This window comes from Sphingorhabdus sp. (assembly GCF_041737645.1).
Lineage (GTDB): Bacteria > Pseudomonadota > Alphaproteobacteria > Sphingomonadales > Sphingomonadaceae > Sphingorhabdus_B.
In genome coordinates this window covers 24,753-44,323 of the sequence record NZ_JBGSRI010000012.1, presented here as the reverse complement: position 1 = coordinate 44,323, position 19,571 = coordinate 24,753, and the positions used below count along the sequence as shown (strand labels likewise).

The window sequence follows — 19,571 nt, the reverse complement described above, 5'->3', positions numbered from 1 at the left end:
CTTCAAAGCGTTGCAACAAAGGCACACATGGTCGGTGGCGGTGGCGTTAGGAAATTTAATCTTTGTTTTTGGCTGCAAAATCAAAAGATACCGAAACATTGTCAGCGATCTCATCTGTTGCAGCCCATTCTCCGCTGCCCACCCCATATGCGGTTCGCTTAAGCCGGGATGTGCCCGAAACTCTCGCGTTGGTGCCATCAATTGTGAGTCGAAAATCCAGAGTAAGCGGTTGTGATTTACCATTGAGCTTCAAAGTACCGCGCGCACGGTATTTGTCTCCGCCAACATTGGAGATTGATGATGATGAAAATACCGCTTTGGGGTGCGCGGCAATGTTGAAAAAGCTATCGCCCTGCAACATTTCATCGCGCTGCGCGTCCGATGTAGTGGCCGATCCGAGGTCAACATTGACGATTATTGTCGAGCCGGCAAGATCGTCGGGACTAAAGCGGATGTCACCCGTCCAGCGTCCAAAGCTGCCGTTGATTGGCGTCCCGTTCCAATCAACCGAAAAGCCGAGCCTACCTCCGCGCGATACTTGCCAATTTGCGAGCTTTTGCTTCACATCGCTTGCCGGAATTTCCTCTTCGACGACCGTTGATTGTTCGTCAGCTTCTGCGCTCTCTTCGGCTTCTTTTGGCAAATTTGGGGTGGCTTCGGGATTGCTAACGACGTTACCGTTCAACGCCGGCTTGTCATTAGTTCCTGACCCTGTTGCAGTGATCGAACTGCCCATCCAAAAAGCAAATCCCAAGGCGGCGAAAAGGGATGTCAGTGTCAATAAAAGCGGCCCCCGCCTTTCAAGAGCCCAAGGTATCATGCGGCCCAGTATATTTTCCTGTTTAAAAAACTGGTGCCGCAAGGCCCCAGCGACATGGAGAAAGAGTAACGCGATCGCAACCCAAGCCAACAGTTCGTGCAATATTTCGGCTGGTTCGTGAAAGGGTCGACCAATCGGCAGATGTGGCAAGGGAATAATTCCGAACAACAGCGTCGGTACGTCAATCTTTGCCGTTGAAACCACCATCCATCCGGTCAGCGGACCACCGATCATCACCGCATAAAATGCGGCATGAACAAATTTAGCCGCACGTTCGGACCAGATGTTATCCGCAAACGCGGCGGGTCTTGGTCTTGTATAGCGTAAGAACAAGCGCGCCAATGATAGGACCAAAATCGCAATTCCGACCGACTTGTGCAATTGATACAGGCCGAAAAGATTGGCTCCGCGTTCGAGAGCTTCAAACTGCCAACCCAATGCAATCTGGAAAATCAGCGCCAGCGCGATCAACCAGTGAAGTATCATCGCGGTCATGGAGTAACGGGCGTTTGTCATGAAAATGCTCTCGATTAAAATAGTGGATGGATATGGAATGTCATGCCCAACATATACGATCGCAGAATTCTGATACCCAATCGATGAGGCCATAGCAAGCTTCGGTCGCGGTCCCGGATTTTTCCCAATCCGATTATATCGAGGCGCTTGTACAAAAAGAGATCCCGTTCTAGTTCATCTAACGGTATAAAATTATTCTGCGTCCGGGAAAGAATGGGTGTCTGCATGCTACGTGAAAATGGCGGCACTTCGGGATTGGTCTCACCGGTTAGCATATTGGATATTGGCATAACCGGCCATCGCAGCCGCCACCGGGTATTTTCGAAAAATCGAACCGCGATTTCGATTAGTCTTTCAAAGCTGATGAACCTGATTGGCCGGATTGCGGTTGAAGAAACGGGTAAGGCTGATACCGGCATGCCCCCGCTCATTCGGCTTCATTCTTTGCTGGCCTACGGGGCCGATTTGATGGCTGTAGATGCGGCATATGCCCAAGGTTGGCCGGTTGCTGCGCCATTGCCGTTTGGGCGAGCGTTGAACCTTGCCATCAACGCACAGCCCACACATCTTGCCGATATGCAAGCTTTGCTGGACGGCAATATCGCAACGGATGCAGACACGGCAAAACGCGCGGACGAAATCCAGACAATTGCCGATAAAGTCGGCCTGTTCGAACTGGCCGAGCAAGATAATGAAGTTGAGGCATTATATCGCGCGCATTTGAGTGCACCAGACGACTATGCGGCCGAACAAGCCTTTATAAGCATATGTTCGGATAGGGCTGCGATGGCGGCACGCGTAATGGTCGAACATTCCGATATACTGGTCGGAATCTGGGATGGCGTGACCCGGGGGAATGTCGGCGGTACGCGCCACACAATTGAATGTGCGCTCGAACAAGGGATTGCAGTTATCTGGATTGATGCCGCCAATCCCGAAAACTGGGATATTTTACGCGCGAGTGAAGAACTGGCCGGATTGACCCAGCGCGCACGAACATCCGATGCCGAGGCTGTTTTAAGAACAATAATGCGCGAAACATTGTGCCCTCATGGTGATAACTGGCAAAACGAACGCACCAACCGGACATGGCGTAGCAAAAGCAATGGCTTTTTCCAGGCCTATCGAAGGGTCGAGGCCATATTTGGTGAAGGTGGCACTCGCGCCTTTCGTAACCTTACGCAATATTATGAACATCCCGACATGATCGCAAAGGGCAGCGGCGCGCCCTTGCTTCAAACGGCAAAAGCATTGCCTGGCGGAGATCCGGTCACCGCCGAGCGCATCGCCAATGACATTTTGAAACCGTTTGCTTGGGCAGACGGGGTATCGACCTGGCTGTCGGATGCCTATCGCGGCGGAATGGTGGCGAGTTTCTTGCTCTCTGCTTTTGCAATTATCGGCGGAATTGCATATCTGCCATTTGCATCCATTGATGCAAAATGGGGGTTTGCGGCTTTTGAATTTCTGTTGTTGCTGGCGATTGTCGGAATCTTTTTGACTGGCAAGAAACGGCATTGGCATGAACGCTGGTTTGAAACCCGCCGCGTTGCCGAATATTTCCGCCATGCGCCCATATTATTGCTGCTTGGGGCAGCCCGGTCCACAGGCCGGTGGCCGCGTGGTTCGAAGGGAAATTGGCCCGAATGGCATGTCCGGCATGTCATGCGCGGAGTCGGCTTGCCGAAGATGGCGTTAACACCGCAATTCTTGCACGGAGTACTGATGTTGATGCGCGACCACCATGTGGTTCCGCAACGTAATTACCATCAAGGCAAAGCTGCTCGCCTGAAACGAACGCAGCATAATTTGCACCGCACATCTGAATTGCTATTTTTGTGCGCTGTCTTGTCAGTCGCCATGTATCTGATGATCGAAATCGGTGCCAGATTGGCATGGCTCCCCCATGATTTACCGCATGCAGTTGCCAAGGGATTCACTTTTCTGGGGGTTTTGTTTCCGACATTGGGTGGAGCCTTTGCGGGCATCCACTATTTCGGTGACTTTGAGCGCTTTGCGTCGATTTCGGAAATAACGGCGGAAAAGCTTGGCGATGTCGAAACGCGGATTGCTTTGTTGCTTGATGCCCCTGACTATTCCATCACTTATGCCCATGTTTCGGGACTTGCCCACGCCATCGACGACATCGTGGTCGACGAGATAGAAAATTGGCAAGCGGTCTTTGGCGGAAAGCATATTACCGTGCCAGTTTAAGATATTCTAACCGGGGTTACGCCTGAACCTATGCTGTGATATTTGTCGGGCACGGGTCGCTCCGGTTGCTTCCAATTGGGGGGAAGATGACGCAGCATTTTCGTGGAACAACAATATCGGGTTTGAAATTCTGTCGCGATCTGGGATCAGGGCTTTTGTTCTTTACGGCGATTTGCAGTTCGCCCGCGGCTTATGCGCAACAACTTGATGCATATGAAGACGGACGGCAGTTGGCCGAAGACGGCGAGCCAGCGCCCGCGATCACGGGGTGCGAGTCTGCAGATGTCGAAATCGGATCTGTCATCGGACAAAGCGCACCTGCGAACGCCAATTGTTCGGATCAACGTCCTGTTACAATCGGGTTCCGCCAGAATTTAGGTCGTGACTATCGACGGATGCAGGATTTCGTAGCCCGGAATTCCGCGCTGCAAGTGGGCTGGCCTGCCGAATATGAGATGAGCCGATTGGCCGATGATCCGTCACAATTGGTCCTGTTCGATATGCTCCACCCGCCGATATCCGCGAGCGCGGGCGACACTGACATTTCCTTTGTTTCAAACAATTACGACACGTCCGCTATCGAACAGAAAGTATATTCCGCGATTGTACTCGGCAATCCTGATGATCCGCAATTTAGCGAGAAATTCGATCGTGAGATTGCCAAGATTATTCGCGCCCGTGCGTTAGTCGCGTACGCACTACCCACCGGTAGACATCAATATTCGTTATGCGCGGAAAAGGAGAATCAGCCATGTCCCGATACGGGCAATTCCATTTTACGCAACCTGGGAACCTACGATAAAGTCCGCTTTGCCGTGCGTAACGAAAGCGAAATCCCCCAATATGTATATCTGTTCCTGATTAGCCCCGATAACGAATTGCGGCTTGTCATGAGCAGCAAATCGGCCTTGGAACCGGGCGCAATGCTGGAAGCCCAAGGCGATCCCATAGAGCTTGTGCAAGGGCGATACCACATTTTCACCTTAAGGTCCGACAGCCCGATTGATGATGCGATATTCCAGTCCGATATCACGAAAATTGACCCTTCAAAATGTAACAGCGCTGGTGCCGAAGCGTTGTGCATCTTTCTGTCAGGGCAAGACATTTCCATTCCTCGTTGGCAGAAATTAGCACCTCAAAGCTGGAGCATGAACGTCGAAACCATTGCCGCCATTGTCAGAAAATCTCGGTCCGTGGGCGGCGGAGACGTTGTAAAGGCAGGCTTTGCACCTTGGCAGGTGCAAATCTATTCCAATCAGACCTATACCCAAGCCCAAATTGACGAAGACACAGAGAAACGGGCCAAGGGCAAGTCGCTGGTAAAGCAATTGCCATTTCAACGTTACCATCGGTGTGCAGGGTCGTTAATTGCGAAGAATATTGTTTTAACAGCGGCGCATTGCGTTGCACATCCGCCCGTCGACGGCAAGAAAGTGCTTGCCACACGGGAAGTTCTGGTTGGCACGCAAACTTTGAGCAAGGGCGGCGCGCGGTACCGGATTGTGTCTGTTGTGGTGCACAAAGGGTATAAACCCGGCAGTCAAAAGGATGATATTGCGGTCCTGCGGATCGAACCCATCGCCGCGCCTGCAACGCAATATGCAATCAAACTGCCCAATGATGTGACGGGATTTAGCAAGATTGTCGCCGGATCAAAAATCAGCGTACTTGGGTGGGGCTATACCGGTGTGGTTGGCAGGACAGAGCGACACGAACGGACACAGGCCGGCCCACAATTTGCACAGGATAAACTGCGTATCGCCGCAATGCAGGCTTATGATACCAGTGCCTGCAAGCTTTTGTCCGGCTATCAGAATATCGACAAGAAGATTTGTGCTGTCACCCCCGAAGACCGCACAAAACCGGGCAACAGTTTTAGCTGTCGAGGGGACAGCGGCGGCCCCGTTATCCAACAATCGAACGGTCGCGTTGTTCAGGTTGGTCTAGTGTCGGGCGGCGTCGGATGTGGCGCGAATGAGAATGGTAAGCAGAACCCGTCATTATTCGTCGATCTGGCGCAATATACCAATTGGATCAAACAGGCGGAGATGCGCGTGCGCGCAATCTCCAACTCTGTTGAGCCGCAACCTTGAACGCTTATTGGTCAGTACTACCCTGATCAGTTGATCCTTGATCAGTTGATCCTTGATCTGTCGAACCTTGGTCCGTTGAGCCCTGGTCTGAAGTTCCTGGTTCCGATGTCGTGACGTCTTTTGCCGAATCTTCAACTTCAGGCTCTGCAACAACGGTTTCGTCGGCGACGACTTCTTCAGATGTTTTTTCAGCTTCAGGCTTGTTACAGGCCATCACACTTAACGACAGGGCAACAGCAGTCGACACTAACATTACTTTACGCATTGGATTTCCCCCTTCAGAAAAGATGAGTTTAAACAAACTTCAGTTGTCGTAGCAAGGCATTAAACTTGTCATCGGATCGGAGCGGATCGAGAAACGGGTCGTTGAGCAGATACACAAGTCCCGAATCTGCGGTGGCATAGGCTTTTTCAAGGGACTTAAAGGCTTGCTCCTTATCACCCCATTGCGCGAAAATCTGCGCCTGCTGGTACAAGGCATTGTCGCCATGTTCTGCGATTAACGCCGCCAATGCATCCTGCGCTTTTCTTCTGTCACCCTGTCTTTGGGCGATGATCGCGTTGCCCGGCAGTGCAAGAAGGCTGTTGCTTTCCAAAGCAAATTCCGCCTGCGCTTTGTCCAGTTCCCCCAGCATGAAATGGGCATTTCCAATGTCGCCGTGCAATGTGCCCCGCTGTGGACTGAGCGCCAAGGCCTTGCGCCCGAACCCAATGGCTTCGTTATAAGCCTTGGCCGCATATTTGATATTGCCAGCGGATTTGAACATGGACGAATTGAGCGGATCGAGCGCGGCTGCGTGGTTGATTGCGGTTTCGGCGGCAACAAAGCGACCGGTACGCGCGCAATAGACGGCATATCTGCTGAGAACATCGACGTCACTTTTTGCCAGTTCGTAGGCGCGTTCATAAGGCGCGCGTGCTGCTTTGGCATCCAGTCGCCCATAGAATAAAGCATATCCCAAAGCTGCAAATGCCGGGGCAAATGTCGGCGCGGTCCTTGTCGCCGACAGGGCTTCATTCACCGCTTCATCATAAAGCGTCTTTCGTTCGCTTGCGGTCGCATATTGGTTTGCGATCACGGCCAGATTGCGGGAACGTAAAGCCCGTGCCGCCGCATAATCGGGGTCGATAGCAATTGCTTGATCGAATTTGGCCAGTGCGGCCCGTTCCGAATTTTCATCAATATGCGCTTCGAAAAGGTCGCGTCCGCGCAGATATGCGTCGAAGGCCGTCAGGCTTTTCGTACCGCCAATTTGAATTGCGGCTTTACCGGTTGATGTGTCTTCCATCGCTGATGAAAGCGCGGCGGCAACGGCGGTTGCAATTTCGCTCTGGACGGCAAAAATGTCGGAAAGCTGCCGTTCGAATATATCACTCCATTTGGTCCGCCCCGTTTTGCCATTGGTCAACTCGACAGCTATTTTAACCTTGTCACCTATTCGCTGCACATTGCCGTCAAGAAGGAAGGATACTTTCAGTTCGTTTGCGATGGTTTTCGGATCTCGATTACCTTCCCGAAACTGGTTGGATGATGTCTGCCCGACAATTTCCAGCAGTGCATTGCGTGACAGATAAGACCGGATTTCGGATGTCAGACCATCGGAAAAATAACGTTGTTCAGGGTCGCGGCTTAAATTGTCGAAGGGCAAGACAGCAACGCTGTTTCGGGTCGCCGTGCCGCCGAATATCTCTGCCTTCCAAAGGGCGAAACCGCCGGCACCCGCGGCCGCGGCGGCCACCGTCAATCCGCCGCCAATGGCAAAACGTCGGCTTATTTTTTTACCCTGTTTCGCGTTACTCACCGGCGTTGTCAAAACTGCGCGATGCGAGGCCGCAATCGCCCGCAACATTCGCAGAATTTCGGTATCGGAACTATCCATTCTGGACTGGGCGAGATTGATGACCTGAAATTGGCCAAAACCGAGCGGCGGTTCAGACCCGTCGAGCGACAATGGAATCAATATACCACGATCACGCCCACGCGTGGCTTCGTCACGAACCCAATGGGACTGGACCGAAGTTTTAGACCAAAGCACAACGACGGCTTTGGCCCGGTCGAGTGCATTTTCCGTCGATTTGGAAAACCGTTCTCCACCCTCGAGCAAGCCGTCCCACCATGTCGAAAACCCGGCATCCTGAATAAGTCCAATCACAGGAATTGCCCGCGCTTGATCTTCGCGTGAGTAGCTGAAAAACACGGTTGATGGTGGCGGTTCGGAATCGCCGGTCGTCGGGTCGCTTTCAGTCAAATCGGTGCGTGCTCCCCAGTTGCAGCAAAGCCTGTAGCTTCAGACCCGAACTGTCGGCATTTCTCACATTCTTTATCCGCGCTTGCAACCGTTTTGATGGCGCTTTAGGCAAATAAAATGTGGGGCGTTAATTCACCGGATTCAAAGATCGGCACGTGGCTTCGGGAGCCTTTACTGCATTTTATGGTCGCAGGGATGTTCATATTTCTGGTGTCATACTGGCGTGGCGGTGGCGTGGACGCGGATAGCCGGACAATCATGATAACCCAGGAAAGGGTTGCGCGTCTCTCGGCGAGCTGGGAACAGATTTGGCGGCGTGCGCCTACACAAAGCGAAATCGACGGTTTAATCCGCGACCACATAAAAGAAGAAATCTATTATCGCGAGGCAAAGCGGCTTGGCCTTGATGAAGACGACACGGTCATTCGTCGGCGCTTGCGATCGAAGATGGAGTTTCTGGCTACGGCGCAATCGGAAAATGCCAATGTCGATGAAGCGACACTGCAACGCTGGCTTGACCGTTTTCCGGCGCGCTTTGCAACTGATGCAGAAATAAGCTTCGACCAGATTTACCTTGGCGAAAATGGTCAAATCGCGTCCGCTGCGATTTTGAAAAATATCGCAGCTGGGGGCGATTGGCGAAAATTGGGTAAAGCGATCTCGTTGCCTCAGTCACTGGAAGGGGCAACACGATCCGACATTGCACGCGAATTTGGCGACCCATTTACGACTGCATTGACAAATACCCCTCAAGGCGAGTGGACAGGGCCGGTCCAGTCCGGCTTCGGTTCTCATCTGATCCGTGTGCGTTCGATACGGTCATCGGCCAAACCATCGCTGGGCAAAGTGCGTCAAGCCGTCGAAAATGACTGGCGTGTCCACACTGCCAAAGAACGCGAAAACAAAGCGTACCAGACGCTTTTGGATGGATATACGATCAAGATTGCCGCGCCGTGATCCGGCTTTGGTGGTTGATAATGTTGTTGGCGTTCCCGGCATCTGTGCAAGCCGATGAACTGCGGCCCGGTTATGTGGAATTTACGCAAAATACCGCGACACAATGGACATTGGTCTGGAAATTTCCGGTGCAAGGCGGGTTTACGCCTTCGACGCAACCGCAATTGCCCGCTGTTTGCAAAGGCGCAGGTGCACCGGTGCGGGAATTTTCCGACGCTGCGGTAACGACGCGAATGCCGGTCCATTGCCGCCAAGACGTCGCCGGCCAGACATTCGGGCTGGAGAATTTCAACACCTTGCAATCCGACGTTTTGGTTCGCATTGCGCCTTTGGCCCGTCCGGTTCAGGCGATACGGCTGACACCTGCGGCACCGCTCGCTGTTATTTCTGCCAGGGCGGATCGATGGCAAGTTGCCCAAACCTATTTCCTGACTGGCATTGACCATATTCTGTTCGGATATGACCATCTGCTCTTCGTGGTTGCACTGGTTCTTTTATTATCGGGATTCTGGACAATTGCCAAAGCTGTGACGGCATTCACGGTGGCGCATTCGTTCACTTTGGCGGGTACGACATTGGGGTGGATCGGTTTGCCGCAAAAGCCCGTTGAAAGCGTCATTGCCCTGTCGATCCTGTTCCTGGCGGTGGAAATAGTCAAACGCAAGCCGGATGATAAACGACTTTCGGAACGCGCGCCTTGGGTTGTTGCGTTCGGCTTTGGTCTTTTGCACGGCTTCGGCTTTGCCGGTGCGCTGAAAGAAATTGGGTTACCCGAACAGGATATTCCCATCGCCTTATTGACGTTCAATCTGGGGGTTGAGGCAGGTCAAATCGCTATCGTTGGCGCGACCATTTTGGCTATTGAAATCTTGCAACGACGGTTTTCAATGTTGCTAAGCCCGACCATAAAATTGGCAACTTACGGGATTGGTATCACCGCGAGTTACTGGTTCATCGAACGCACCCTAACATAGACTGATAAAACAAGGGAATATTTACCATTCGGAAACTGCCTTTTGCTATATTTCCGGTCGGATCAGTTGGGCTTTTTGTAAAATGGCAGCAGGTAAATTCTCATGGAGCGGTGGAACGAATCCTGATTCGAACCAGGAAGACTCGCAGGGTTTTTTTGGTAAAATTGCCAATCGCGCCGCCCATCGAACCGAAAGCTCGATGGCGACCACTGCATCAAAAAATGCCACATTGTTGCTACAAAATTTCGAAGAAAGCGGGCGTGGTTGGTTCTGGTCCACCGATTCCGAGGGGCTGATTACGTATATCAGCGCCTCAGTCGGTGAATTGCTGGGCACTTCAACGGATGCACTTATTGGTACTGCCTTCGCACAACTTTTCCAGCAGTCCGATGAGTCGGCCGGACATCAAAGAACGTTGCCATTCATCTTGCGAAAGCAATCCAAATTTGACGATTTGCCCCTGCAAGCGGCAAAGCCAGGGGAGGATGAGGTCTGGTGGGCGGTGTCAGGGAGGCCATTTTTCCATTCAGCGGACAAGTTCGGCGGATATCGGGGCAGCGGTGCGGATATTACCGTGCAACGCATCAACGCCAAAGATAATTCGCGGCTTGCGACCTACGATTCTTTAACGGGTTTACTCAACCGTTTCAGGATGTCGAAGCTGCTCGACACCACTTTGTCTGCATTCAAGCATCAACGGCGGGCGTGCTCGGTCATGCTGATTGATCTGGATCGATTCAAACATGTAAATGACACACTTGGTCATCCGGCGGGTGATGCCTTGCTGAAGCAAGTGGCAGAACGGCTTATAAAAGTTGTCGGAGATCGGGAAAAAATTGGCCGTTTGGGGGGCGATGAGTTTCAGATTATCCTGCAGGACGTAGATGATCGCGGCACGTTGGGGGATATGGCGGACAAGATCATAAAAAGCCTCTCGCACCCTTATTCGGTCGACGGTAGCCGGTGCATCATCGGTGCGTCAGTGGGAATTGCAGTCAGTCCATTTGATGGCCAAAGCAGTGAAGACTTGATTCGGAATGCTGACCTTGCATTATATGCAGCGAAAGGTGGAGGGCGCGGGCGGTTCCGTTTTTATTCCAGTGAACTGTTGCAAGTTGCCGAGGACCGCCGTGTCCTCGAAGAAGATTTGCGCGACGCACTCGCCAACGAACAGATTTGGTTGGCATATCAACCCGTGGTAGATGCAAAGACAAATGCCGTAACCGGTTTCGAAGCCTTGATCCGCTGGCAACATCCAGAACGGGGGCATATTTCACCGGCTTTGTTTATTCCGATTGCGGAGGAAACAAATCTGATAGGCGAGCTTGGCGAATGGGCCCTGCAAAAAGCGTGTGAACAGGCGGCGAAATGGCCTGGAAAATTGAGAGTAGCGGTCAATGTGTCGCCGATCCAATTCGCAAATGATTTGTTACCAAAGATCATAGAAAGCGCACTTACAGCATCTGGTTTGTCTCCGGAACGCCTTGAACTGGAAATCACCGAAGGCGTTTTTTTGCAGGAATCTTCGGATACTGACTTAATGTTTGAAGCGCTCAAAAATATCGGCGTGCGATTAGCGCTGGATGATTTTGGAACCGGATATTCGTCGTTGGGATATCTTCGGACGGCGCCGTTTGACAAGATCAAGATCGACCAAAGCTTTGTACGCACGGCAACTGAACCGGGTAGTCGGGACGGCGCGATTATCGCTGCCATAGTTGCTCTGGCCGAAGCGCTGGATATGGATACCACCGCAGAGGGCATTGAATCGCTGGATCAGTTGGAAATGATCCGGGGTCTTAATGTCAGCCACGTTCAGGGTTTTATCTACAGTCAGGCAGTCAGTAACGAAGAATTGCTGGAACGGTTACAGGCTGGGGAATGGAAAATCACGCCGACTGGCCCTGCGGTAACGCGTGGTGACCGGCATTCGATGTTCCGCAAAATAGGCGTGATACACGAGAATCACTGTTATAATGTTGTCTTGCGGAATCTGTCGGTTTCGGGTGCCTTGATTGAAGGCATCGTGAACGTACCTGAAGGCACAAATTTCGTTCTGGATTTCGGCGATGGACAACTTGCGGTATCCACGGTGGTGCGATCCATGGGGCATCAACAGGGTATCGAATTTGAAGAGCGCCTCGTAAATGATGGCAATGGTGGGCTTTGCACCAGCCGACGCATTTCCCCTTATATGTTGGCGGCGGCTGGAATGCCTATCACCAAACTTCCGCCAGGATATTATCAAAACTCAGACGCGGAGCCGCGCCCAAAGACATTACCGACTTTCGGCACGGTCAGTGATTGGAAAGCAGGATGAAGTAGTTGCATTCCTGACTTGCAAATATCTATTTTTGCTTGTTAAAAATACTCTCGATTGATCGAGAGGGAGTATCATGAAAATTGTGTGGCATCTGGCGCTCGTCGGCATCTTCGCCGTGTCAGCGTCACCCGTCATAGGTAAAGATAAAGAATTGCAGGAAGTTCGCCCTGCGATATTCGAAGAATTGGTGGCCTGTCGATCAGTAGATGACGCTGGCGAGCGATTGGCCTGTTACGATTCTAGAGTCGCGGCGATGGACGAGGCGGAAAAGAAGGACGAGCTGGTTCTTGCAGACTCAACCTCCATGAAAGAGGCGAAGCGCGGCTTATTTGGTTTTTCGATTCCGAAACTCAAAATATTTGGCAATGACAGCGTAGAAAAAGAGAAATTCGTACTGGTCGCAAAGATCGATTCCGCCTTTCAGACAGGCTATGGCCAATGGACGATCATTTTGGATGATGGCGCGCGCTGGGTGCAGGTCGACACGCAAACCTTCGTGCGAAACCCTGCAAAGGACATGGAGATAAAAATTCGAGAAGCCGCAATGGGTAGCTATTTTGCCAATATCGCAGGACAACGGGCGATACGGATGCGGCGAGTGAATTAGCTCAGTTTAACGGCCACTAACTGGCAAAGATCAAAAGTTTCGGATCGATCCGTGCGCTGTTCCATTTCATGCCCCAATGTAAATGCGGTCCGCTGGCTCGGCCTGTGGAACCGACTTTGCCGATGATTTGGCCCTGTTTTACCACGTCGCCTTCCTTCACTAGTAATTCGGAGCAGTGCAGAAAGGCGCTGTTAAGGCCCATGCCGTGGTCAATCATCAGCAAATGCCCCTCTAGGGTAAAGGCGTCTGCGGCGGCGAGGGTCACAATTCCGTCGGCCGGTGCAATAAATGGTGTACCGGCAGGCGCGGCAATATCCATTCCGCTGTGGTAGCTGCCCGGTGTGCCGTTGTAGATGCGCTGCGCGCCAAAAAGGCCGGAAATTCGTCCAACGACTGGCCGGATGAAATTCTGCCGCCAGCCGTCGCTGGTTGAACGAATTGCTCTGGCACCGTTGATGCGCGCAAGTTCCGCGCCCCGCCGCGCTTGGAATTCCTCTGTGGTTTTTGCGCCCCCTGTGGGGTTCGCTGCGACATGTTCGATTTTCCAGTTACCTGGCGCGACCGGCAGATAATGGTCTTTACGCGTCCCGTCGGAAAACAGCGCGACCAAACTGAAGCTGTTTTCGGCGTCACGATCAAAGCCGATCAGGAAAAATCCTTCGGCCGTTAACGGAATTTCGGTGCCGTTCAGCAAGGCCATGCGCGTTCCGGAGGGTGCTTGGCCAATAATAAGGCCACCTTGCAAAGCACTACCCGAAAACCAGAAATCGGCACGGATGCGCTCTGCAGGTGCAGGTGCAGCCGTTGTCATAGTTTCAACGGGCTTTATTCGTTCAGGGATTGCCGCTTGTGGCGGCGTTGCCGTGCAGGTTGCAAGCGCCGCGAACATCAGCAGCACAATCGAACTTCGCCCCTTCATATCGGCCTTAGCCTTTACTCAATGCAGCCCGCGTCGAAATTTCCGCACTGGCATAAGGTTCCTGCTTGACTACGCTCCAGTATCGCAGTTCCTCAAGCGGAATCACCTGTCCGGTAATTGCGCACAAGACGTGATCGCCCGGGCTTAACAAACGGAATCCATTGGCCATGTAATGCAGGCGGGCGATCTTGTTCTTACTCGACATCAACATAATCGCATTATGGCGCAAAGCACATGAATGGGCAATGACGGTCTAGGGCCGTGACCCTAGCCTTCAAAAAGATTGCCCTGATTTTGTTGAGGGTGTGCCGTTTTAGGTGCGACTGGCTTGGGCAAGACGCGGCCATTTTGCACCGTTGCACCAACTTCTCCGTCGGCAAAGCGCAAGCCAACATTGCCCGCCTTAATCGCTGCATCACGCGACAGGATCGTTTTTCCTTGTGCATCAGTCACGCGCGCAAAGCCGCGCTTCAGCGGTGCCTCGGGATGCAGGCTGATGGCCAACCGTGACAAGGCATCCAGACGCCGCTGATCTTTTTCGACCTGACGCAAAAGCATACGTGGGTGCAACATTTGGGCCGGACCAGAAAAAGCAAGTTCGGCTTTACCCACCCGCGTTCGCAGCGATTGGCGTAGCCGTTCGGACAGTTCGTCGGTACGCTGCTGATGGGGCGCTGAAAGCTCGGTCAGTTTGGGCATCAACCTTCGCTGTGCTTCCAATCGTTCGGCAGCGCGATCGACATGGCGGCGGACGGCTCCTGTCATGCGTAAGGCCGCTTGACCAACACGCTGTATCAGTTCGCTTCGCACAGGGACGGCAACCTCCGCCGCTGCGGTTGGCGTGGGTGCCCGAAAATCCGCGGCGAAATCGCATAATGTTGTGTCGGTTTCGTGGCCGACCGCCGAGATGATGGGAATATCACAATCCGCAACCGCGCGAACCACGATTTCTTCGTTGAACGCCCACAAATCCTCAATAGAACCGCCACCACGGGCGACAATCACGAGATCAGGTCGTGTTACCGGCCCGCCAATTGGCATAGCGGAAAATCCGTTTACAGCCTTTGCAATTTGCGCGGCGGCACCATCCCCTTGAACCAGCACTGGCCAGACAATGACATGGCTGGGAAAGCGGTCATCAAGACGGTGGAGAATGTCCCTGATCACAGCTCCGGTCGGCGACGTCACCACTCCTATAGTGCGCGGAAGCGAGGGCAGTCGCTTTTTCTTTTCGGGTGCAAAAAGACCCTCTGCGGCCAATCGTGCTTTCAACTTTTCAAACAAAAGCATCATCGCGCCTTCGCCAGCAACTTCAAGGCTTTCGACCACGATCTGGTAATTGGAACGACCGGCATATGTTGTAAGTTTGCCCGTTGCGACAACTTCCAGCCCGTCTTCGGGAGCGAAGGGCAGGCGGGCGGCTCCGCCCTTCCACATGACGGCGTCCAGACGAGCGTTTTCGTCCTTCAGGCTGAAGTAAATATGGCCGGAGGCTGCGCGTTTGAAGCCCGATATCTCGCCACGTACGCGAACATGGCCAAAGCGGTCCTCGACAGTGCGTTTGAGAGCGGAAGACAATTCTGACACGCTCATTGGCTGGGCATTGTCGCCGGGGCGCTCCTCGGCTAACAGGCGCGCTGTTGTTGCGTTGGGATCGTTATCGGACATGAATATCTTGCTCATTGGTTCAGGCGGACGCGAACATGCGTTAGCATGGAAACTCGCGCAATCACCAAGCTGCGATACACTTTTCGCCGCGCCGGGCAATCCCGGCATTGCCGAAGAGGCAGAACTGGTTGACCTGAATATTGCGGATCATATGGCGGTTATCAGTTTTTGCGCCGGGCATGATATCGGACTGGTCGTGGTCGGTCCGGAAGCGCCGCTGGCCGATGGCCTCGCCGATTCCCTGCGTGACGCCGGAATTCCGGTGTTTGGACCCAATCGCAAGGCTGCCCAGTTGGAAGGGTCGAAGGGTTTTACCAAAGATATGTGCGCCGCCGCCAATATCCCGACGGCAGGTTACAGGCGGCACAATAGCAAGGCATCCGCACTCACCGGACTTGCTGAATTTAAGCCGCCTTTTGTCATCAAGGCTGACGGGCTGGCCGCTGGCAAAGGCGTGATTATTGCCGAAGCATTGGAGGACGCCCAAGCCGCCATTGAAGATATGTTCGGCGGCGGCTTTGGCGATGCAGGTGCCTCGATCGTACTTGAAGAATTTATGACTGGCGAAGAAGCTAGCTTTTTTGCGTTGACGGACGGCATCGATGTCGTGGCATTCGGTTCTGCACAAGATCACAAACGGGTCGGGGATGGCGACACCGGACCAAATACCGGCGGAATGGGTGCCTATTCGCCGGCAGCGGTTCTGACTGAAGCGATACAGGCTGATGTGATGGAGCGCATTATCAAACCGACAGTCGCTTATATGGCTGCGCACAATATGCCTTATTCAGGGGTCTTATTCGCGGGCCTGATGTTGACCGGCGAAGGCCCTAAATTGATCGAATATAATGCGCGCTTTGGTGACCCGGAATGCCAGGTGTTGATGTCGCGCTTTACCGGCGACCTCGCGACGCTGATGCTGGCGGTTGCAAAAGGAGAGCTTGCAAGCGCTCCCGTCCCGACGTTTTCGGGCGACGTGGCGCTAACTGTGGTTATGGCCGCAAATGGATATCCCGGCACCCCTCAAAAGGGCGGGGCAATATCGTTGAACGACGTGCGGACGGGCAAAATATTTCATGCTGGTACTGCCGAAAAAGACGGCCAATTGATCGCCAATGGCGGGCGCGTCCTCAATGTGACTGCAACCGGCGCGACGGTGACCGAGGCCCAGATCAATGCTTATGCTGTGGTGGATGGCATTGATTTTCCGTCGGGCTTTTTCCGTCGCGATATAGGCTGGCGTGAAGTGGAGCGCGAAGCAGCGATGTGATTAGCGCTTTCGCTTATTCCCAAAATTTGCTTAACATGTGCAGTTGAGTAGAGGGTAGTTTCGGGGAGAAAATCATGAGTGCTTATTTGCCGATTATCATTAGCGCTATCGTCATATTCACCGCATTGATGTGGTGGTTGCTAGCACTGGGTTCCGTGAAGAAAGAAGATGGGGCGAGCGAAGCTGCGCCACCAAAAGCTGTTCCCGCGCCTCCGGTAGTCGCGGCTCCACCGCCCGCCGCGCCCAAGGCCGCTGCACCGGCAAAGCTGATGGACGACCCGACACCATCGTCCAGGACTGCACCACCCAAAGCGCAGGCACCGCTGAAAGCCGCAGCTACCAAAGCAGCACCCAAGATCGCACCAGCGAAGGCAGCGCCGAAGAAAGCCCCTGTCTCTAAAACTGCGACCCCCAAAACTGCCGCACCGAAAGCTGCCGTGGCAAAAGCGGCGGTTGCGAAGGCCGCGCCCGCTAAGGTTCCTGCCAAGGCGAAAGCAGAAGTTACTCCTAAGCCAAAGGCAGCACCCAAAAAGGCAGCTGTCCTTGCGGCGCCAAAGGCAGAACCAAAACCCGCCGCCAAAGCCGCTCCAAAGCCAAAGGCCGCGCCGAAACCCAAGGCGGTCGCAAAGCCGGTCATCCCTGACAATCTGGAACTGCTGAAAGGCGTTGGTCCCAAGCTGAACACGCTGCTCAAATCTCTGGGTGTTACGAGTTTCACGCAAGTAGCCAAGCTGACGTCGGCCGATATTGCCGAACTGGATGGCAAGCTTGGCAATTTTGCGGGCCGCATCACTCGCGATAACTGGGTCGATCAGGCGAAGCTTCTGGTCGCTGGCGACATAACTGGTTTCGAAAAGAAATATGGGGCCTTGGGGAGCGAAATCACCAAGGCCTGACGTTTCCGATCCTTTTTGGTCAGCAGGCTTCTCAGCCAGCTTTCTTGGCGCGTTTGGGCCTGACCTGTAAATCGCCGCCGCAGTTGGGGCAGCGGCCTTCAAGCGGGCCGTTCACGCACGGCGCGCAGAAGGTGCATTCATAGCTGCAGATCCGCGCTGCGTCGCTGTCCCACATTAACGGTGTTTCGCAGCGTTCGCATTTATCTCGCATTTCAAGCATGAATTCCTCCTAACGGCCGACACGCTGCAAACCGGTGCCGTGCATTTTTAGCCAGCGATCGGCGGCCTTCCGGTCGCCTTCGTACAGGGTATCGAGCCAGCCATAGAACGCCGTGCTGTGGTCCATATGCCGCATATGCGCGACTTCGTGGGCGATGACTGAGCGGCGCACATGGGCCGGAGCCATGATCAGTCGCCAGCTGAGCGAAATTGTGCCCCGGCTCGAACAGCTGCCCCAACGGCTTCGTGGATCACCCAACGAAAGACGGGGCAGGGGTTCGCCTGCCTTCTCGCAATAATGGCGGATTTCCTTGTCATAGATGCGCCGCGCTTCTGCCTTTAGCCAGCGTAGTATGCGCGCTTCGACGGAAGACTCGGGACCGCCAAGCCGGATCATGCCTTCGCCGCAACGGATTGTACGCGGCCAGTCTTCACGCCATTCGATGCTGTGTGCTTCCCCTTCAACCGCAATCTCGCTTCCCGGCCGGATTGGAACTGCGTCAGGGGCACTCTGCAGCCGGGCTGCGATCCATTCACGCTTTTTTGCGACGAAATCCAGCGCCACGTTGGTGGGGGTGTAATTCGGCATGGTGATCCGGATTTCGCGCTTTACTGCGTCTGCCCGCATCGAGATCCGGCGTGCACGCGGGTTGCGTTTGATACGCACGGGTACGCTCTCGCCTTCGATATCAATCTCTGGGTCAGAGAGGCTGTTCGACAATATGGTTTTCAAGCGGTCCAGCATGCAATTCCGATATTGCCCGACCTTTGACTGACATGCCAGCCTCATGAATGGTCTCGCGACTACCACTGACAAGATAATGCCATTCGGGAAGGGGCTTGCCCGCTGCGCGCAGGACATAAGCGCAGGTGGACGGTAGCCAGACATAGTCGTCAATCTTGCGCGGCGTCAAACGAAGGCATTCGGGCACAATGGCCTTGCGATTGCGGTAATCGGCACAACGGCACGTTTGAAGGTCAAGCAATTTGCAGGCAACATTGGTGGGATAGACACGGCCAGTGTCTTCATCCTCCACCTTGTTAAGGCAGCATTTGCCGCATCCATCGCACAATGCCTCCCATTGTGCACGGTCCAGCGTTTCGATTGGCGCTTCCCAGAAAGCTGCTTCGGTCATCGGGTGGTTCAGCGCACCCATTTTTCCAGATCGGCTTCAACCAATTTGGGGGCGCCTTCATTCGCATCGGTCTTGGGTTGATCGGCGGGCAGAATCGCGATGGGTTTACCATCGGGGTCCATCAAAAAGGGCGTCTGGCTGTGGCTCATCAAATAGCTTTCGGGGGATGAACCTTCGACCCGGCTGGAATAAATAGCGAATTTCTCGGCCGCATCGGCAATTTCTGCGTCCGTACCGGTCAGGCCGAGTGCGCGAGGATGAAATGCGCCGACAAATTGCTTTAGTACGTCAGGTGTATCGCGTCCGGGGTCAACCGTAATGAAAATCGGCTGTATCTTCGCCGCCAATTCGGGCTTTGCTTTTTCAAAGGATTTCAGGCCAGCCATCAGATTTTGCATATCCGGGGTACAGATGTCGGGGCAGTTGGTGTATCCGAAATAGACGATGCGGTATTTGCCGTTAAATTCTTTCCATGTCCGTTTTTTCCCGTCCTGATCAGTAAGGACGAAGTCGCCGCCAATCGCGGCCCCGGCCAACGGCGCTTCTAAAAGTGAGGGTTTTGCAGGATCTTGACTGCAAGCGCCAAGCAAAAGAAGAGGCGATATCGCGACAGAAAGCGCAAGGTAGAGGTTTTTGTTCATAGCAGGGGCAGACATGGTCTGCTAATGCACCGATATCAAGCATTTTGGTTTTAGAAATATGAGGCATAT

General features: G+C 53.6%; 18 protein-coding genes. 8 read left to right on the top strand and 10 right to left on the bottom strand.

Features of this window, described 5'->3' with window-relative positions:
* Positions 1 to 55: 55 nt before the first annotated feature.
* Positions 56 to 1,429, bottom strand: coding sequence for a YceI family protein (locus tag ACEW72_RS01835; RefSeq protein ID WP_373474677.1), 1,374 nt, complete (start codon positions 1,427 to 1,429; stop codon positions 56 to 58).
* 132 nt (positions 1,430 to 1,561) lie between these two features.
* Between ACEW72_RS01835 and ACEW72_RS01830 the strand changes: the two genes are divergently transcribed.
* Positions 1,562 to 3,550 (top strand): hypothetical protein, encoded by a 1,989-nt coding sequence (locus ACEW72_RS01830; protein ID WP_373474676.1) that lies wholly within the window; start codon positions 1,562 to 1,564, stop codon positions 3,548 to 3,550.
* 86 nt (positions 3,551 to 3,636) lie between these two features.
* Complete coding sequence (locus ACEW72_RS01825; RefSeq protein ID WP_373474675.1) at positions 3,637 to 5,643, top strand: trypsin-like serine protease; 2,007 nt, start codon at positions 3,637 to 3,639, stop codon at positions 5,641 to 5,643.
* Positions 5,644 to 5,647: 4 nt separating this feature from the next.
* Here the strand turns inward: ACEW72_RS01825 and ACEW72_RS01820 are convergent, their stop codons facing one another.
* Both ACEW72_RS01820 and ACEW72_RS01815 read right to left on the bottom strand, forming a co-directional pair.
* A complete protein-coding gene (locus ACEW72_RS01820) occupies positions 5,648 to 5,908 on the bottom strand; it encodes a hypothetical protein (RefSeq protein WP_373474674.1) in 261 nt (86 codons plus the stop codon).
* A gap of 28 nt (positions 5,909 to 5,936) precedes the next feature.
* A complete protein-coding gene (locus ACEW72_RS01815) occupies positions 5,937 to 7,892 on the bottom strand; it encodes a TIR domain-containing protein (protein ID WP_373474673.1) in 1,956 nt (651 codons plus the stop codon).
* Between the two features lie 117 nt (positions 7,893 to 8,009).
* Between ACEW72_RS01815 and ACEW72_RS01810 the strand changes: the two genes are divergently transcribed.
* The 4 genes from ACEW72_RS01810 (at position 8,010) to ACEW72_RS01795 (ending at position 12,753) form a co-directional block, all read left to right on the top strand.
* Entirely contained in the window at positions 8,010 to 8,849 is an 840-nt protein-coding gene (locus tag ACEW72_RS01810) for a peptidyl-prolyl cis-trans isomerase (RefSeq protein WP_373474672.1), read from the top strand.
* The gene (locus ACEW72_RS01805) at positions 8,846 to 9,823 is read left to right on the top strand and encodes a HupE/UreJ family protein (protein WP_373474671.1); all 978 of its coding nucleotides are present in this window, start codon (positions 8,846 to 8,848) and stop codon (positions 9,821 to 9,823) included. The genes ACEW72_RS01810 and ACEW72_RS01805 overlap by 4 nt, the downstream gene beginning before the upstream one ends.
* A gap of 199 nt (positions 9,824 to 10,022) precedes the next feature.
* Positions 10,023 to 12,143, top strand: a complete 2,121-nt coding sequence (locus ACEW72_RS01800; protein WP_373474670.1) for a putative bifunctional diguanylate cyclase/phosphodiesterase — start codon at positions 10,023 to 10,025, stop codon at positions 12,141 to 12,143.
* Positions 12,144 to 12,219: 76 nt separating this feature from the next.
* A complete protein-coding gene (locus ACEW72_RS01795) occupies positions 12,220 to 12,753 on the top strand; it encodes a hypothetical protein (RefSeq protein WP_373474669.1) in 534 nt (177 codons plus the stop codon).
* Between the two features lie 16 nt (positions 12,754 to 12,769).
* On the opposite strand, the gene ACEW72_RS01790 is transcribed toward ACEW72_RS01795, so the two are convergent.
* The 3 genes from ACEW72_RS01790 to xseA are packed head-to-tail and all read right to left on the bottom strand — an operon-like array spanning position 12,770 to position 15,340.
* Complete coding sequence (locus tag ACEW72_RS01790; protein WP_373474668.1) at positions 12,770 to 13,672, bottom strand: M23 family metallopeptidase; 903 nt, start codon at positions 13,670 to 13,672, stop codon at positions 12,770 to 12,772.
* A 7-nt stretch (positions 13,673 to 13,679) separates the two neighbouring features.
* The gene (locus ACEW72_RS01785; RefSeq protein WP_373474667.1) at positions 13,680 to 13,883 is read right to left on the bottom strand and encodes a DUF2093 domain-containing protein; all 204 of its coding nucleotides are present in this window, start codon (positions 13,881 to 13,883) and stop codon (positions 13,680 to 13,682) included.
* Between the two features lie 56 nt (positions 13,884 to 13,939).
* Positions 13,940 to 15,340 carry an exodeoxyribonuclease VII large subunit gene (xseA, locus tag ACEW72_RS01780; protein WP_373474666.1) on the bottom strand — a complete coding sequence of 467 codons (1,401 nt, stop codon included), beginning with the start codon at positions 15,338 to 15,340 and terminating at the stop codon, positions 13,940 to 13,942.
* Between xseA and purD the strand changes: the two genes are divergently transcribed.
* Both purD and ACEW72_RS01770 read left to right on the top strand, forming a co-directional pair.
* The gene (purD, locus tag ACEW72_RS01775) at positions 15,339 to 16,610 is read left to right on the top strand and encodes a phosphoribosylamine--glycine ligase (protein WP_373474665.1); all 1,272 of its coding nucleotides are present in this window, start codon (positions 15,339 to 15,341) and stop codon (positions 16,608 to 16,610) included. The two genes, xseA and purD, sit on opposite strands and share 2 nt — an antisense overlap.
* 74 nt (positions 16,611 to 16,684) lie before the next feature.
* Positions 16,685 to 17,506: a hypothetical protein gene (locus ACEW72_RS01770; RefSeq protein WP_373474664.1), complete on the top strand. Its 822-nt coding sequence runs from the start codon at positions 16,685 to 16,687 to the stop codon at positions 17,504 to 17,506.
* 31 nt (positions 17,507 to 17,537) lie between these two features.
* Here the strand turns inward: ACEW72_RS01770 and ACEW72_RS01765 are convergent, their stop codons facing one another.
* The 4 genes from ACEW72_RS01765 to ACEW72_RS01750 are packed head-to-tail and all read right to left on the bottom strand — an operon-like array spanning position 17,538 to position 19,502.
* The gene (locus tag ACEW72_RS01765; protein ID WP_373474663.1) at positions 17,538 to 17,726 is read right to left on the bottom strand and encodes a DUF1272 domain-containing protein; all 189 of its coding nucleotides are present in this window, start codon (positions 17,724 to 17,726) and stop codon (positions 17,538 to 17,540) included.
* A 9-nt stretch (positions 17,727 to 17,735) separates the two neighbouring features.
* The gene (locus ACEW72_RS01760) at positions 17,736 to 18,470 is read right to left on the bottom strand and encodes a M48 family metallopeptidase (protein ID WP_373474662.1); all 735 of its coding nucleotides are present in this window, start codon (positions 18,468 to 18,470) and stop codon (positions 17,736 to 17,738) included.
* The gene (locus ACEW72_RS01755) at positions 18,427 to 18,882 is read right to left on the bottom strand and encodes a YcgN family cysteine cluster protein (RefSeq protein ID WP_373474661.1); all 456 of its coding nucleotides are present in this window, start codon (positions 18,880 to 18,882) and stop codon (positions 18,427 to 18,429) included. Before ACEW72_RS01755 ends, ACEW72_RS01760 begins: the two co-directional genes overlap by 44 nt.
* Positions 18,870 to 19,502, bottom strand: a complete 633-nt coding sequence (locus ACEW72_RS01750; RefSeq protein WP_373474660.1) for an SCO family protein — start codon at positions 19,500 to 19,502, stop codon at positions 18,870 to 18,872. Before ACEW72_RS01750 ends, ACEW72_RS01755 begins: the two co-directional genes overlap by 13 nt.
* Positions 19,503 to 19,571 lie beyond the last annotated feature (69 nt).